We start from the raw sequence: 15,597 nt of genomic DNA, 5'->3' as shown, positions 1-15,597 counted from the left end.
AGCAATGAGTAAAGGAACAAGCAGTACGGAGATTCTTTTTTACCTACCAGGAAATCTCTACCCGCTTACCCGTCTCCGCGCTCTCAATGGCTGCAAAGACCATTGCCAGGCTCTTGATGTTATCGGTCCCGGCGGTTTCGGGTTCACGATCTTCCCGTAGGCAGGAGATGAAATCCTCAATGGCGCTGGCATGCCCCTGCGTTTTCGTATCTGGAGCCGAGGAAGGTACGTCGATGTCGCGGAAGCTTGAGAGGAATTTGCCGCTCTCGCTGACCTGCTGTACCTGAAGAGAGGTGCCTCCATCCCATTTCATGCTTCCTTGTGGCGCGATGAGACGCCAATCGCTCTCCCAGGTTGTCGGTAAGCCCTCCGCGCACCAACTCCCACGATAGGTATAGATCAGGCCACCTGTCATCTCAAAGATTGCGACCGCCGAGGCTCCGTGCGTATACCACGAATCGGCGGGATTCCATTCCTGGCAGTAGACGGAAACTGGGTTGGCTCCGGTCAGGAAGCGCGCGGCATCAAAGGTGTGGATCGCCATGTCCAGTAAGAGCACATGATGCATCTCATCGCGGAAGCCTCCAAAATGCGCGCCGATGTAGAAGTCACTGTTGACCGTTGTGAGAGATCCTAGCTCGCCTGTGGCAAGATATGCTTTGGCGCGGCGGATGTTAGCGTCATAGCGGCGATTTTGCATGACGGCGAAGCGCCTGTTGGCTCGTTGGGCCGCGCTAATGAGTTTGCGCGCGCTTTCTAGTGAGTCCGCCATAGGCTTCTCACTGAGCACATGGCATCCAGCTTCTAGTGCCTCTAGCGTCGTCTCGTAGTGGGCTTCGGGTATGGTGCAATTAAATACAACATCAGGGTGGATCTGTTCCAGGACGTCTGTGAGTTGTGAGCTGATAACAACGTCTGTGAGGTGATGCACCTGGGCTCTACTCTGCGCCGCCTCTACACGAATATCGACAAGGCCCACAATCTCTACGCCTGGCAACCCCTGTACTGTCTCGATCCAGGTGCCGCTCATGCTGCCGCACCCTACGAGCACGACGCGCAGTGTTTCTTCCTTTTGCATATGCTGCCTCCTTATACGGAAATCTGAGTGTTTTCTTCTTGAAACGACCCTCAACGCTGCCTGGGTGGCAGCTAGCGCTGTGCGCTCAGAAGATCAATAGGAGTCCGCACTAGCCGCGAGAGCGGCGCCGTGCCCCGTATGGGGCTGGTTTTCCGACCTTCCAGGAATAAGTATAGCTTATCGCTGGGTTGCTTGCCCAGCCTCTCGCTGTGCATAATATCAGTGTCACCGTTCTAATGACGTCGGGACACAACTTTGACAGAGCTGAGAAAGGATGTATCGATGAAATCAGCACTTCTTGTCTGGGGTGGCTGGGAAGGTCATGAGCCAGAGAAAGGGGCCGCGCTCTTCGCTCCCTTCCTGCGTGAGCAGGGCTACGAGGTTGAGGTCGCGAGCACGCTGGATATTTATCTTGATGAAGCAAAGATGCAACGCCAGGATCTCATTGTACCTATCTGGACCATGGGAACGATTACTAAAGAGCAGGAGAAGGGACTTCTCGATGCCGTCCAGCATGGCGCGGGCCTCGCTGGCTGGCACGGTTGCATGGCAGACTCGTTCCGTAACAACACTGAATATCAGTTTATGGTAGGGGGCCAGTGGGTCGCTCATCCTGGCAATATCATCGATTATACTGTCAACATCGTCAAGCACGATGATCCTATCACTGCCGGGCTACAGGACTTCCGTATGCACTCTGAGCAGTACTATATGCATGTTGATCCGATGAATGAGGTGCTGGCGACGACAACCTTCAATGGTGAGCACGCGCCCTGGATTGATGGGAGCGTGGTACCTGTGGTCTGGAAGAAGCGCTGGGGTTTGGGTCGTGTCTTCTATTCTTCTCTTGGTCATGTTGTCAGCGACTTTAGCGTTCCCGAAGCGCTCACGATTATGCAGCGTGGGATGCTCTGGGCCAGCCGTTAGGCTCTAAGAGAATCGCAAGGGCCTGGTTCGCTTTGAGACGCTTTACGGAAAATCAGGAAGAAGGGGTATACATGTAGTTTTCAAGTAGATACTTGAAAACTACATGTATACCCCTTACCCAATACGTCCGCATTTGATACAATCATGGCGAAACCACGGAATGAGAGAGGTACAACGTATGCCAGCAGAAGGGCGCTCCATGCGCGAAAATATCCTCGAAGCTGCGGTCCAGCTATTTGCCGAGTATGGCTATCATGCCGCTCCCCTGCGTGATATCGCGCGTCTGGCGGGCATCCAGGCCGCGAGTATTTATCATCATTACCCCAATAAGCAGTCGCTTCTGGTTGAAATTATGGAAACGCATATGAAGCGCCTGAATAGCCAGTTAGAGTCCATCTTGCGGAAGTACGATGACCCACGCGAGCGTTTACGTGAGTCCATTGCCAATCATATCCGCCTGCATACCACCTATAAGGCCGAGTTCTTCATTATTGATACTGAGTTGCGCTCCCTGGAAGAAGAACCGCGTGCGCGTATTATTGCCTTACGCGATGAGTATGATAATCTCCTCCAGGGGCTTCTATATGATGGGATGGAGCGTGGCATCTTCCGCCAGAGCGATACAAAGGTGACTACATACGCTATCATCGCGATGTGCACTCAGGTATCTTCCTGGTTTCGCTCTGGCGGGCGTTTGAGTGTGCAACAGGTCATTGAGATCTACTACCAGATGATTAGTCAGGGGCTGCTCCTGCATCCAGAAGGTGCGCATACGCAGGAGGAAGTAGCGCGTACTTTACCCCCTTCTTCTGCGTTAGGAGATTAATGGCGTCCAGTGCGGACGCCAGGGGCAGGCGCTGGCTAATAAGGGCTTCCACATCTATTTTGCGCTCGGTAATCAGGTGTAGAGCTTGAGCGTAGTAGGTGGGGGTATGGTGAAAGACGCCTTTAATGGTCAGTTCGCTGTAGTGGATGGGGCGTGTCTCGAATTGGACCTGGGTTCCTGAAGCGCAGCCTCCAAAGAGATTCACCAGTCCGCCGGGCCGCGTTAGCTGTGCCGCCAGTTGCCAGGTTTCGGGTGTTCCGATGGCTTCTATGGCGACATCCGCCCCTCGCTGCTCTTCTGTCTGCTGGCGGATCGCTTCGTATTGTTCCAGGGGCGTCATCTGTGTGACGTCGAGGACCAGGGTTGCTCCGAAATGCCTTCCCAGATTCAGGCGCTCTTCACCGCGCCCGGTGAGGATTACGCGAGCGCCGCGTAAGGCTGCTGCGGCTGTTAGTAAGAGTCCAAGCGGTCCTGAGCCAAGGATGACGACGGTATTACCTGCCTGTATTTCGCTGGCTTCTACACCATGCAGTGCGCATGCCAGGGGCTCCGCGAGCGCCGCCGCTATAAATGAGGTGCTGGGAGCGAGACGATGCAGGTTATGTTGGACGATGCGTTCGGGAACTAGGATATATTCAGCGTATGCTCCATTGAGTAGCAGCAGGTCTTCGCAGAGGCTATAGCGCCCACGGCGGCAGTAGAAGCACTGGTAGCAGGGGGCGGAATTGGCGATGGCGACGGCATCCCCTTCGCGTACTGTGGTGATGCCGGCCCCAATCTCTGCAACAACTCCCGAGACTTCATGTCCAAATCCGGCAGGTACTTGGCGAAAGAGCAGAGGGTGACCACGCCGAAAGGTTTTCACATCTGTGCCGCAGGTGGTTGCAGCCGCTACCTGCACGAGTACCTCGCCTGGGCCTGGTTTAGGTCTGGGTTGCTCTTCCATGCGAAGATCGCCTGGCCCATAAAACATTGCCGCTAACATAGCTCTTTATAACTCAACTTTCTCTACACTCTTCTTTCCTAAGCTATGTTGTAGCACATTGTGGAGATCGATGGAAGGTGAATGCTTCAGCGCCGGAACTTTTCAGCACTCATATGTGAGATAGTGGCGAAATTGCCAATAACAAACAATTCCACCACTATCCCCTGTCTCCTGCGTTTAGGCTTACCACTCAACCAATCCGCGAGTTATAGGTTTATCTCACCAAGGAAGCGTCCTGTGTGACTTTCTCTTATGAGCGCGACCTGTTCTGGCGTGCCTTCGGCTATGATATAGCCGCCCTTGTCTCCACCTTCAGGTCCCATATCGATGAGCCAATCCGCGTTGCGTATGATGTCCATATTGTGCTCGATGACGATGACCGTGTTACCGAACTCGACGAGACGATGAAGAACATCGAGCAGGCGTTGGACATCGGCGAAGTGCAGGCCCGTAGTTGGCTCGTCTAGAATGTAGAGGGTGCGACCCGTCGCGAGCCGACTCAACTCCTTCGCGAGCTTGATGCGCTGGGCTTCACCGCCGCTAAAGGTTGTAGCGCTCTGCCCTAGTTTAATATAATCCAGGCCCACATCGTGTAATGTCTGGAGCACGCGGGCGATTTTGGGCGTGTCGGCGAAGAAGGCCAGCGCCTCCTGTACATCCATGTCGAGCACGTCGGCGATGTTCCTTTCCCGGTAGCGAATCGCTAGCGTCTCTCCATTAAAGCGCTTGCCCGCGCACTCTTTGCAGGGAACCCAGACATCCGCCAGGAAATGCATCTCAACCACATATTGTCCATGCCCTTTGCAACTTTCACAGCGCCCACCCTCGACGTTAAAGCTGAAGCGATCCGCCTTGTAGCCATGTTCGCGCGCTGCCTCAGTTCCCGCGAAGAGGGCGCGAATGTCGTCAAAGATGCCTACATAGGTCGCGGGATTGGAGCGGGGCGTACGCCCAATTGGCTCCTGTGTGATATTGATGACTTTGTTTAGTTTCTCTACCACTATAAGGCTCTCGAATGGTCCCGCTGGCTCCTGTGTCTTATGAATGACCTGGGTCAGTGCCGGATAGAGGGTGCCGTTAACCAGGCTGCTCTTGCCGCTGCCACTTACGCCTGTAATACAGGTGAGCAGGCCAAGTGGGAAGCGCGCATCAACATGCTTGAGGTTGTGCAGAGCGGTGTTGGTGATGGCGAGCCAGCCGCGTGTGGGCGAGCGTCTTTGAGTGCCCTTGGGCGAGGTAATACGTAGTTTGCCGCTAAGGTACCGACCTGTAATCGAGGCTTCATCCTCTGCGATCTTTTCTGGTGTGTTAGCAGCAACTACCTGACCGCCAAGGATACCAGCCCCCGGCCCGATATCAATAAGCCAGTCGGCGGTGCGCATGGTCTCCTCGTCGTGCTCGACAACCAGAACTGTGTTCCCCATATCGCGCAGTTGGAGTAAGGTATCGATCAAAGTGCGCTGGTCACGGGCATGCAGGCCAATGGAAGGCTCATCCAGTACATAAAGGACGCCAACCAGACCGCAGCTTAACTGGCTTGCCAGACGAATGCGCTGTCCCTCTCCTCCCGACAGGGTGGGCGCGGGACGGTTAAGGGTCAGGTAGTGTAGCCCGACATTGAGCATGAATTGGAGGCGTTGCCGGGTCTCCTTCAGGATCTCGCTGGCGATGAGTAATGCCTCATCGTCGAGTGTCTCATAAAGTTCATCTAGCCATGAGAGTAAGCGGTCGATGGTCATCTCGCCTATCTCGCTGATATTATGCCCCGCCAGGGTGACCGCGTTGACCTCTGGTGAGAGGCGTGTTCCCTGACAGGTAGGGCATCGCTGCTGGCTCATAAGGCTGGTGTACCATGCCTTCATGCCCTCTGAACTGGTCTGGTGGAAGCGCCGGTTGATCTCCGCGATGACGCCCGCGTAGGTCTCGACGCGATTATGGGTCCAGTTTCCGTTTCCGTTGGATTGTGAGAATGAGAGATTGAACTCAATCTGCTCGTCTCCTGAGCCGTAAAGCAGGACATCGCGGAAGTGCTGTGACAGCTCTCGCCACGGTGTCTCCAGGTCGATGTGATAATGTTGAGCCAGCGCGAAGAGCACGCTGGTTGAATAGTTTACGCCTTTCTTGCGTACATTGCCGAACCAGCGGAGTGTACCATCCATAAGCGAGAGGTCAGGATCTTCGATGAGCCGCTCAGGATCAACCTTGAGTTGTGTCCCCAGCCCATTGCATGTCTGGCACATGCCAAAAGGTGAGTTGGGGCTGAAGTTCACCGATATAAGATCTGGGAAGCTTGTCCCACAGAGTGCGCAGCGTGCTTGCTCGCTCAGAACCACCTCCTGACCTTGATCAAGACTAACAATTACTGTTCCTCCACCCAGTTTCATCGCTCGCTTGAGTGTGGCGCGCTGGCTCTCGTTCCATGCCTCATCCCTGATCGCTGGCACCGTATCATGCGCGATTGACAGATCGATGCTATGCTCCCTGTCCTCTTCCAGATGAAGCTTGGCAAGCGCTATCTCTGCTCTACCATCGACCCGCGCGTTGATGTAGCCTTCTTGTATGGACTGCTGAATGAGCGCGTTATATGTTTCTGAGGACTGGCGTGTCAGGGGCGCAAGGAGATGAAACGGCGTACCGGGCGGAAGTGAAGCGAGACGGCGCGCGATCTCATTGGCGCTATGGGTATGAATCTCTGTCCCGCATGTGACGCAATGCCTGACGCCGATACGTGAGTAGAGCAGGCGCAGGTAGTTGATGACCTCGGTAATGGTTCCCACATTGGAGCGAGGATTTTTGCTAACCGTCTTCTGTTCAATGGCGACTGCCGGGCTGAGACCATATATGAAATCGACCTTGGGCTTCTCAACTTTATCCAGGTAATGACGCACAAATGGCGAGAGGCTTTCAACGTAGCGGCGCTGTCCTTCGGCATAGATGGTATCAAAGGCGAGTGAGGACTTCCCACTGCCACTGACGCCGGTCAACACGACCAGCTTGTTGCGTGGAATCGCTACGTCGATATGCTTGAGATTATGCTGATGTGCGCCACTGATAAAGATCTGGTCCGGCTCGACCTGGACCTTTTGCGGCTCCTCATCCCGGTTTGTGCTCCGCTTCTTAACGGCTCCATTATGTGTTAGTCCTGCCAGAAGTTCGATATGGGGATGAAGTGGTTGCTGTATTGGTTCGGCTTGTTCTTTAGATGCATGGATAGATTCAACCTGGGGCATGGAATCAATAACCTCCTATGGTCTTATGCAAAAGTATGCTGGCTACGGAAGTGTGATGGATTATAAAAATGGCATGAAGGCATACGGACTTCCAATGTATCTTGTTTCTTGTGAGATAGATAAGAAATGATGGTGTACGAGTGGTAACGTATGGGTGTTGTTCGGTGAATCACAGCGCTCACAAAGTATACCCCGATATTCCTGACATCTTGTGACATGTATCTGAGGAATGTTGTGCTGTAACCGCGTTCCCAAATTAGGAGATTGGAGGGGCAAAGGCGCTTGGCCCCAAAAAAGCGGCGAGGAGGAGTCCGGTTTTTGATACCGGGCTCCTCCTCACCTTCATTCAGTTGTGATGTCTGTCAGTTGTTCGGCAGGCGGCTCTTCGCCCCCTTCTGCGCCTCGCGCACGGACAGGATGTACCAGTACAGCCTGGTGCGGGTCAGATCCATCTTCGCGTAGCTCTCCGGCCACATGAAGAGAGATGACCAGATGCCTCGAAGCCAACGCTCCTCCTTCAGAGCGGTGATGAGCCGGTCAAGGTTCGCCTCCAGCTCCTCCAGGTTCGACTGGAGATCCGCTGGCTTGGCGTCGTGGGTGATCTTCTTGCGCCCCTCTTCGACCGCTGCCAGAAGGTAACGCAGGTGCTTGCACGCGTTCGGCCGCTGCGCCTTGATCGCATCGATGGTGCGCGCGTAGAGCTGCTCAGGCGTGTTATTCGGCTGGTCAGGCATCACAAACCTTCTCTCGTTATTCGAGCATTAAATCTTGCTTTACCAATAAGTCTTGTACTACTGCAAGATTGGCCCTGGCAATCTCCTTTCTTTTGTCGGAACGGTATGTAATCTCGTTCTCTTCCCACATGCGCGGGACGCGGAACAAGAAGCCTCGTTGTTAGGGTGAGTGGAGAACGGCGCCCTCTACACTGCGACCCCTTGTGCTTTTGCCTCAGAAGGCATGCTGCGACTATGCGTCTCAGCAAGACTGCAACAATCTTTCAAGGATCGGAGCTACACATTGACACATAGGAGCTCATCTTGTGGACATGGCGCACTATACCAATGCTGGTTTTGTCGAAAAAAACAAGCAAAAAGTTGAAATCTCTCAGAGTGTACCAGCCAAGCAGAGAATAAAAAAGGCTCTTTTGGGGACAAGATCGCGAGCGCTCTATATCTTGGGGAGATGTTTCTTATTTGAGGAATATGACAAGGCTTGTCATATTCCTCTGTTACAATAGAGAGCAGATAGAATATTGAAGCTGAAGAAGGAGGGGACACCAGCTATGCGTGCTGATCGCTTGCTCTCTATTTTGCTGTTGTTGCAGGTTCATCACCGCCTGACTTCTCGTGAGTTAGCCCAACGCTTGGAGGTGTCGGAGCGTACCATTCATCGCGATATGGAGGCCCTGGGAATGACGGGTATTCCAGTCGTGGCCGAGCGAGGATATGGGGGCGGTTGGGGGCTGCTTGAAGAGTATCGCACGAATCTGACAGGGTTGAATGAGGCGGAGATTCAGTCGCTCTTCTTCGTCAAACCAGATCGTTTGCTTAATGATCTGGGACTGCGGAAAGCTTCAGAGGGAGCCTTGATTAAGCTCTTGGCGGCGCTCCCAGAGGCGCATCGCCGCGATGCCGAGTACGCGCGGCAACGTATTTATATCGATACGGCGGGCTGGCATGCGAATCAGGAGAGTATTCCCCATCTGGCTACGGTCCAGGCGGCGGTCTGGCAGGAGAAGAAGCTACGAATTAGCTATCAGCGCCATGACGGTGTTGTCGAGCGTATCGTTGATCCGCTAGGGCTAGTTGCCAAGGGCACGATCTGGTATCTGGTAGCGGGTGTCGAGGATCAGTTGCGAACCTATCGTGTCTCCCGTATCGAAGCTGTAGAGCAACTTGAAGAGCCATGTGCGCGCCCGAGCGACTTTGACTTGGCTAGTTATTGGCATCAGTCATCAGCCAGTTTCAAGGCCAATCTGCCCCGCTATTGGGTAAGGGTTCGCATGACAGAGGCCATGCTACAATGGCTTGCCAGCATTGGTCGCCCGCCGAAGATTGAGTCGCAGGGCGAAGTGGACGCGGAGGGGCGCATCGAATTGATACTCCGCTTTGAGCTCTTTGAAGAGGCTCGCGGCTACATCCTGAGCGTTGAACCCGGTATAGAGATTCTAGAGCCTCTCGAACTGCGCCAGGAGATCATCGATCAGGCCCAGCGCGTGCTTGCCTTTTACACAGATCAAGCGCCAGCGCTCCCCGAAGCGGCGAGCACCGTTGAGTAGTGTCTACCTGTAAAAGATACCCCTCGCTCTCCGCTGAGGGCAAGGGGCATTCTTAAGAGGAGAGGGGGCTATCCTCTTCTAGGGCTCAGCCCCCCAGATGAGCTTACCCTGATAGTAGGCCGTCACCTTCGTCCAGGCACCATAGTTGGTCATGGTCTGGTTGTAGGAGTAGTCGTTGGCCTCGTTGAAGTTGGACCAATCATTCTTACTAAAGCGGTTCTGGATTTCGCCTGTATTGGCACCCGGTGCCAGCGTGCCCGCGCCAGTCTTGAAGTTCACTTCCAGGTAATAGTCTGCCTGTGAGCGTGTGGGGGAGACGGCGACGAATCTACCATTGATGTTGGCGCAGTTGATCTGCGCGTAATCGCACCAGTAGGATTGTCCCACGCTGCCATCGTTGGTGAACCAGTAGCGGAGCGTGATATCACTCAAGTTGATGGAATTCTGTCCCGTATTTACGACCTGCAAGTATGGCCTGATCGCGTTATCGGTTGGTGAGGCGTCTTTATTGGCGTAGTTCACCTGTACCGAGGCCGAACCAGCGGGAGGGGTAGGTGTGCTTGTAGTCGTCGCTGTCGGAGTTGTGCCGGTTGTTGGGGTGGGAGTGGGTGTGCTACTGCCTGCGTCAAGCGCGAACTCAATGGGTGTCAGATAGGCCTGTTTGGTCTGGTTGACCGTTGTCCAGTCGTCATTCAGAATACCACCTGTATCCCCTGAGTTGGGATTGAGGCACCAGAAAGTCCAGTGAATACCGTTCGCGCCCTTCCCAAGGTAGTTCGTCAGTGTCGAGAGCCATTGCTGGTCGGAAGTGGTTGCCAGTTTGGTGCCAAATTCACCCAACCAGACAGGGGCGATGTTCTGCTTGACGAGATAGCCCCAATGTGTGTCCCAGACGCCCGGCAGGTTATTGGGGTAGTTGGAGGCGCTGAACCAGGATTGCGGGTAGACGCTGGCTGGATAGTCATGCGCGGAGTATACGAGGCGGTTCGCGACATTCAAGCGAACAGGGTACTGGGCCGCTCCTTCAAGGTTCCCCCCCCACCAATAGCAGTCACCACTGGCCTGTCCACCGGGACCATAGCAATCAACGCCCTCTACGAAGATAAGCCAGTTTGGGTTCACAGAGAGGATCGCGTTTCCAGCGCGCTCGGCTGCCAGACGCCAGTCAACGCTCTGGTCGCCACAGCCCCAGCAGGCGGGCGCGTGAGGCTCGTTGTGCAGATCTGCTCCGATGACCATTGCGTTCCCTTTATAGCGCTGGGCCAGCATCTGCCAGTCGGAGATCCAACGTGATTCGGGATAGGCTGAGGTGTACCAGAGGGCCGATTGCCCACCTGAATCGGGGCGATGTCGATCCAGAATGACGCGTAGGCCAATCTGACTGGCATAGCCGATGATCTTATCCATGACTTGGAGGCCACTTAATCCTTGTAGATCGGGATTTTTGCTATAGTCGATGCCGTTGGGTGTGCTCCCCGTGTCAAAGAGTTGATTTGCGTAGGGGAGGCGCAGGGTATTATAGCCCAGGCTTTTCGTCTGATCGAGCATATCCTTGTAGTTGCGGGTCCAGAGGCCATGTGGGGCATAGTTGGCGGTCTCAAGGCCAAACCAGTTGATACCAGCGATTCGTACTTGCTGGTTATTGGCGTCTAGTATCTGGGTTCCATTGGTATGCCAGTAGCCGGTTCCGGCGGCTTCCACCTGGTGAGTGTTAAATTGCATCGCTAACACAGACATCATCACTAAAAGAACAACACCAAGGAGCGTGAAACGTCCCTGTCGCCATGGAAATCTACGTTTTAGGATCTGTCCAGTCATAGATATCCTCGCTTTCATAGCTTATCCTTCCGCGAAAACCACGCATGCCGCATCAGTGGCACTTTGGAACTACACAGAGGAACTCCGCCTGAGCCCTGGTTTTCGTGTTGGATCTTACCTCCTTGTACTGAAGCGCGAAATTGCCTTCTCTCCTGGTATACCTTTGTAAGGGCTTTGTAGTCAATTTGAACTTCCTGGTGATTAAAAACTGAATAAAAGCGCGAACGGTACTCTATTCATTATTCTCTTTCATTATAGGCAGGGGCTGTATTTAGCTTTAGCGGAGTAAGATGTAAAGTAATTATTTTATGAGAAACTTATAACTTGACAGTCAAAAGCAAATAGCTTACTGTGAAGAGTGACGCTACTTTTCTTCTCTGTGCTATAAAAGGCATTTGCTCACCGCAAGTCAAGGGGGACGAGATGAAGAAGGCACCTACCCATCCCCTACGTGCTGCTCGTACTCGCTACAATTTAACCATTGAACAGTTGGCGCGCGAGACAAACGTAGGAGCCGCCACTATCTGGCGCGCGGAACATGGTCACTCGATTAATGCTGAGTCACGCCGACGCCTCTGCGCGTACTTTGGCATAACCTCTCAGGAACTGGGACTCGCCGGAACTGTCGAGTCAGAAAGAAAGCATCCTGCCGCACCCTCCTCTCAAGAAGTTTTAGATGATGCTCCACTCTCTTCAGCGCCGTCATTGTTGCGGAAATATACCTCTCTGGAAGAAGCCAGTACCGCGATCCCTTCTCCATCACGGCATGCACCATTACAGGAGCAAACGGGCCTCTGGCTGGTCCTGGGGGCCAGTCAGCTTGCCTCAACCATTAAAGAACACTGGACTCCCGATACCTTATTTGAAGCCCTCCATATTGTGTCCCAGAGCCTTCAGGGCTTGCCTGAAAGCATGCGCTTAAACCTCTTGCGGCAGGGGGGAGCATCTCCTATCCATGCTAGATGGCGTATGAGCGTTACGGAAAGTGTTCAGTTGCAGCAATCCTTTGCCCAGAGCATCAGGCAGGCATGGCAATTTTCACATGCGACCAGCCCGGAGCAGGTATTTTCGGTTGGGCATGCGCTCCGTGTCCTTTTAGAGCATATTCATACCCTTTTGCCTGCCCAGGTACACGCGTGCTTTTATGCCTCTATCTATAATCTGATTGGTTCAGCCCTTCACCATATGAATGATATCGAGGCACAGGAACAGATGCACGCGAGTGCGTATGTGGCTGCGACTGAGGGCCATGATTGCTGGAATCAGGCCCAGAGCCGTAACTGGCAGGCCATTGCCGCCAATGTTTCCGGGCGATATATCCAGGCGACTCAATTTATTGAGGATGCTATTCGCTTGATCGAGCATGAGGAAGGTGAGGAGTATATGTGCTCGAAGGCTCACCTGCTGGCAAATTGGGCCTATAACGCGGCTCTCCTTCAGGATTATGCCATTGTACGTGAGAAATTGGAGGAATCGCGGCGACTTCTTGAGGGTCTTTCGCCTAATGAAGAATTTGACCACTCAAACTGGCATTTGATCGCTGGCAACTGTGCCTTGATGAATGGACGTTACAACGAAGCCATCACCCATTTTGAGCAGGCTCTGCGGCACATCCCGACGCGCTGGCATTCGCGTCGGGTTCTGACGTTGCTTCCGCTTGCTGAAGCCTACGCCAGGAAGCGCGAAAAGGAAGCCAGCCTGGAGATGGCGCAAAAGGCTGCCTCAGAGGTGCATCTGCTCTCCTCTAGAATGCTTTCCGAGCGCTTCCTTGAATATCAGGGCGTGTTGAGCGAAACCTTTCCACGCGACCGAACTGTCTCAACATTTATCGCTCAGGCCAAGCTCGTAAGCTATCATCCCTAACGGGCTTCCAGACCCGCTCTATGTCTCACTGCTTGTGTGTATAGGGACTTGTTGGGAGGAAGGACAGGATATAACTCTGGATCGAGTGTAGGAGTGTTGTCAGCATGCGTGTGTAAACGCTCCTACGCGAGGGGATACGAAATAGAAAGACAGGTCGGCCAGGAACTTCAAGCACTTGTTTGATGTCACTTGTTTCCAGAAAGATTCCTTTGCCATTGCGTATAAAGAGCATAATACCCGCGCATGCCCATTCCTGAGCCAGAGCTTCAATGCTTCGCGCGACATGATGTGTTGAGTGATGCACGCATTTGGTTGCTACCCCGATCTGTGCCGCCTTGTGTTGTATAAGCTCGAAGAAGTCGTATGCCTGTGCCAGGGCTTCGGGTCGAGGCTCCCTCTGCGACTCTTTGTTGGGAAGGCGAATGAGCGAGGCGAGTAACAGTGTCATATCCCTTTCTTGAGCGAAGGCCAGCGCGGAAGAGATGGCAGTCGCATCTATTCCATGTACGAATGGAAGAAGGATATACTGTTTTGCCATGTGTACCTTTCTGTGAGATGGAGGCCGTCATGACCTCCATCTTGCTATCTCAGCGGATTACCAGCGCTTGATAAGGTGGGCGACCTTGCCACCCGGCGTTAATTCATAGCGTAAGCGGTCGGGATTAATTTCCTTTGCTTCATCCATGAGGGATTCTGGTAGCACAATCTCCAGAGGGCGTATAAAGCGCCAGATATGCGCTAGCTTTTCGGGAGTCGCTAACTGGTAGACGAATTGCCGTGGTACTCCTTCGCGGCGCGCTGACTTCTCGGCTTGACTGAATGCCTCTTTGGCTTTCGGATCTTCGAGGTAGGGATCGAAGATTTCAAAGGGGCGTGGGCTTCTCTTGAGTGTTTGGCTGCTTAGGTAGAGGAAGACGACTGGCTGGGCCGAAGAGGCCTTGCGTAAGGCGCTATCAATTACTTGCTGATTGTGTGCCTCATTGCCAAGCACCGCGATTACAGACCCAGGCGCGCGAGCAATCAATGGGGTTGGTAAAACCAGGGTACTCCCCTGGCGCATGTAGTTGATAATGGCTATGCCGCCGCCTAAGAGCACAACCGCGCCTCCGAAGATGGTGCCTAGTGGTTTGGAGAAGAGTCCAATAGTCCATGCCAGAAGCACCAGCAGTGTCGTGATTACACCTAAAACAAAATCCAGGCGCTTCCACCAGTGTGCCAGAAAGACGCGTACCTTTCGTAATGCAGCAGGCGTTTTGGCGACCTCTGCTGCCAGCTTTGCCTCTGCCTCCTGTGGAGTGATTTTCATCGTCGCTGCTAGCTTTAGCAGTTTATGCTTCCGCGCGAATTCGGGATGCTGGCGCGCGGCTCGCCATTCGCGGAAGCGAATGATGTCGAGTCCCAGGCAGGTGATTGAGAAGGCTCCCAGGAGCCCAAAGGCATACATATCGCCCAGCATATTGATTTGCCCATTGGCGATGAGCAAGACCAGGATGGGAATACCCGCTGCTAGCGCGATTGAAAAATGTGGTGTGTTGCGCAGGCGGTTGCGCTGAAGAATGATGGCGGGTAGGAAGTCCATCCGCGAGAGTGCGAGGAAGACGTGATAGGCTCCAATAATGGCAGTATTGCCAGCGAAGATCAGGATCAAGCTCGCGCTGATCGCGACCCCTTGCTGTACAATCGTGCTACCCCAATGTCCACCCAGGAGTGAGATCAATTGCGTGGAGAGCACTTCGTTTCCGGCTGCCTCTGGTTGAAGTAAGGTTGAAAGGGTCGTCAGGAGCGGGCTGGTGATGCCAATGGTGAGCACAACCAGCAAGAGCGCGATACTGATAACCTTCTTGCGAGGCGCTTTCATAACTGGCGAGAGCTGAGAGATGCTCTCCAGACCGGAGAAGGCAAGAAAGGCTCCCGCGAAACCAACCAGGAGTGAGGTTGTGGTAAGGCCTTTTTGCTGAAAGGCGCCCATGAAAAGTTGCCAGGCATCCTGGAAGGAGATGTGGGTGAAGACGATGAAGAGAACAACGAGATCGCCACCGAAGGCCACCAGGGCCGCTATGAGGCTCACTTTGGCACTTTCGCTTATGCCAATCCAGTTAAGGATGCCGAGCAGCACCAGAACCCCTATCGTAATGAATAAGGCATAGGGAAGCAGAGAGGGAAAGACGACAGACAGGTATTGGATGGCTGATAAACAGCTAATCGCGGAAGTAAGGAAGTAGCTGACAAGGATGAACATGCCTCCCAGGGCTCCAACCCAGGTGTGAATACCCTGCGCGGCGACGGAGACGACACCTCCTCCTTCAGGGAAGCGCGAGCTCACTTCGGCATACTTCAAGGTCAAAAGCACGAAAATGATCATAGTTAGGAGCACAAAGAAGCCTGCCAGACCGCCTACATTGCTATATAGAATACCAGGCACGTAGTAAATGGAGGAACCAATATCCGCGAAGACTACTGCCCAGCATAATAATGGTCCCAATGACGCTTTGCCGTGGGCGTCATCATGTGCGTGTGAATGCTGCGTCATAACGTTCCCTTCTTCGATTCAGCGGCGAATACGAGATAGGACGCAAGGCGTGCTTTATTTAT

11 protein-coding genes are annotated in these 15,597 nt (G+C 53.7%); 4 read left to right on the top strand and 7 right to left on the bottom strand.

Annotated features, from left to right (window positions below):
- Nucleotides 1-43 precede the first annotated feature (43 nt).
- Nucleotides 44-1,078 carry a Gfo/Idh/MocA family protein gene (locus tag K3T82_RS02900; RefSeq protein ID WP_220191993.1) on the bottom strand — a complete coding sequence of 345 codons (1,035 nt, stop codon included), beginning with the start codon at nucleotides 1,076-1,078 and terminating at the stop codon, nucleotides 44-46.
- 282 nt (nucleotides 1,079-1,360) lie between these two features.
- On the opposite strand from K3T82_RS02900, the gene K3T82_RS02895 reads away from it, so the two are divergent.
- Entirely contained in the window at nucleotides 1,361-2,005 is a 645-nt protein-coding gene (locus K3T82_RS02895; RefSeq protein ID WP_220191992.1) for a ThuA domain-containing protein, read from the top strand.
- A 178-nt stretch (nucleotides 2,006-2,183) separates the two neighbouring features.
- A complete protein-coding gene (locus tag K3T82_RS02890; RefSeq protein WP_220191991.1) occupies nucleotides 2,184-2,831 on the top strand; it encodes a TetR/AcrR family transcriptional regulator in 648 nt (215 codons plus the stop codon).
- Here the strand turns inward: K3T82_RS02890 and K3T82_RS02885 are convergent.
- From K3T82_RS02885 to K3T82_RS02875, 3 genes are all read right to left on the bottom strand, one after another.
- A complete protein-coding gene (locus K3T82_RS02885; protein ID WP_220191990.1) occupies nucleotides 2,740-3,804 on the bottom strand; it encodes a zinc-dependent alcohol dehydrogenase in 1,065 nt (354 codons plus the stop codon). The genes K3T82_RS02890 and K3T82_RS02885 overlap by 92 nt on opposite strands.
- Before the next feature lie 218 nt (nucleotides 3,805-4,022).
- Nucleotides 4,023-7,046 (bottom strand): excinuclease ABC subunit UvrA, encoded by a 3,024-nt coding sequence (gene uvrA / locus K3T82_RS02880; RefSeq protein WP_220191989.1) that lies wholly within the window; start codon nucleotides 7,044-7,046, stop codon nucleotides 4,023-4,025.
- A 362-nt stretch (nucleotides 7,047-7,408) separates the two neighbouring features.
- Nucleotides 7,409-7,780 (bottom strand): hypothetical protein, encoded by a 372-nt coding sequence (locus K3T82_RS02875; protein ID WP_220191988.1) that lies wholly within the window; start codon nucleotides 7,778-7,780, stop codon nucleotides 7,409-7,411.
- A 548-nt stretch (nucleotides 7,781-8,328) separates the two neighbouring features.
- Here K3T82_RS02875 and K3T82_RS02870 point away from each other — a divergent pair.
- Nucleotides 8,329-9,324: a helix-turn-helix transcriptional regulator gene (locus K3T82_RS02870; RefSeq protein ID WP_220191987.1), complete on the top strand. Its 996-nt coding sequence runs from the start codon at nucleotides 8,329-8,331 to the stop codon at nucleotides 9,322-9,324.
- 78 nt (nucleotides 9,325-9,402) lie between these two features.
- Here the strand turns inward: K3T82_RS02870 and K3T82_RS02865 are convergent, their stop codons facing one another.
- The gene (locus K3T82_RS02865) at nucleotides 9,403-11,064 is read right to left on the bottom strand and encodes a cellulase family glycosylhydrolase (protein WP_420799287.1); all 1,662 of its coding nucleotides are present in this window, start codon (nucleotides 11,062-11,064) and stop codon (nucleotides 9,403-9,405) included.
- Nucleotides 11,065-11,565: 501 nt separating this feature from the next.
- Between K3T82_RS02865 and K3T82_RS02860 the strand changes: the two genes are divergently transcribed.
- Nucleotides 11,566-13,005: a helix-turn-helix domain-containing protein gene (locus K3T82_RS02860; RefSeq protein WP_220191985.1), complete on the top strand. Its 1,440-nt coding sequence runs from the start codon at nucleotides 11,566-11,568 to the stop codon at nucleotides 13,003-13,005.
- A 25-nt stretch (nucleotides 13,006-13,030) separates the two neighbouring features.
- On the opposite strand, the gene K3T82_RS02855 is transcribed toward K3T82_RS02860, so the two are convergent.
- Together K3T82_RS02855 and K3T82_RS02850 are read right to left on the bottom strand one after the other, a co-directional pair.
- Nucleotides 13,031-13,543, bottom strand: coding sequence for a hypothetical protein (locus tag K3T82_RS02855; RefSeq protein WP_220191984.1), 513 nt, complete (start codon nucleotides 13,541-13,543; stop codon nucleotides 13,031-13,033).
- A gap of 57 nt (nucleotides 13,544-13,600) precedes the next feature.
- A complete protein-coding gene (locus K3T82_RS02850; RefSeq protein WP_220191983.1) occupies nucleotides 13,601-15,535 on the bottom strand; it encodes an APC family permease in 1,935 nt (644 codons plus the stop codon).
- Between the last annotated feature and the right edge of the window lie 62 nt (nucleotides 15,536-15,597).

It is taken from the genome of Ktedonospora formicarum (assembly GCF_016587355.1).
Taxonomy (GTDB): domain Bacteria; phylum Chloroflexota; class Ktedonobacteria; order Ktedonobacterales; family Ktedonobacteraceae; genus Ktedonobacter; species Ktedonobacter formicarum.
Note: the sequence above shows the minus strand (reverse complement) of the source record. Positions and strands in the feature narration are given on the sequence as shown.

Bases quoted from the DNA above. Each gene is read 5' to 3' on its own strand.
- K3T82_RS02860 (WP_220191985.1), top strand. From the start codon at position 11,566: ATGAAGAAGGCACCTACCCATCCCCTACGTGCTGCTCGTACTCGCTAC.
- K3T82_RS02875 (WP_220191988.1), bottom strand. From the start codon at position 7,780: ATGCCTGACCAGCCGAATAACACGCCTGAGCAGCTCTACGCGCGCACC.
- K3T82_RS02865 (WP_420799287.1), bottom strand. From the start codon at position 11,064: ATGATGTCTGTGTTAGCGATGCAATTTAACACTCACCAGGTGGAAGCC.
- K3T82_RS02855 (WP_220191984.1), bottom strand. From the start codon at position 13,543: ATGGCAAAACAGTATATCCTTCTTCCATTCGTACATGGAATAGATGCG.
- uvrA (WP_220191989.1), bottom strand. From the start codon at position 7,046: ATGCCCCAGGTTGAATCTATCCATGCATCTAAAGAACAAGCCGAACCA.
- K3T82_RS02890 (WP_220191991.1), top strand. From the start codon at position 2,184: ATGCCAGCAGAAGGGCGCTCCATGCGCGAAAATATCCTCGAAGCTGCG.
- K3T82_RS02850 (WP_220191983.1), bottom strand. From the start codon at position 15,535: ATGACGCAGCATTCACACGCACATGATGACGCCCACGGCAAAGCGTCA.
- K3T82_RS02885 (WP_220191990.1), bottom strand. From the start codon at position 3,804: ATGTTTTATGGGCCAGGCGATCTTCGCATGGAAGAGCAACCCAGACCT.
- K3T82_RS02900 (WP_220191993.1), bottom strand. From the start codon at position 1,078: ATGCAAAAGGAAGAAACACTGCGCGTCGTGCTCGTAGGGTGCGGCAGC.
- K3T82_RS02870 (WP_220191987.1), top strand. From the start codon at position 8,329: ATGCGTGCTGATCGCTTGCTCTCTATTTTGCTGTTGTTGCAGGTTCAT.
- K3T82_RS02895 (WP_220191992.1), top strand. From the start codon at position 1,361: ATGAAATCAGCACTTCTTGTCTGGGGTGGCTGGGAAGGTCATGAGCCA.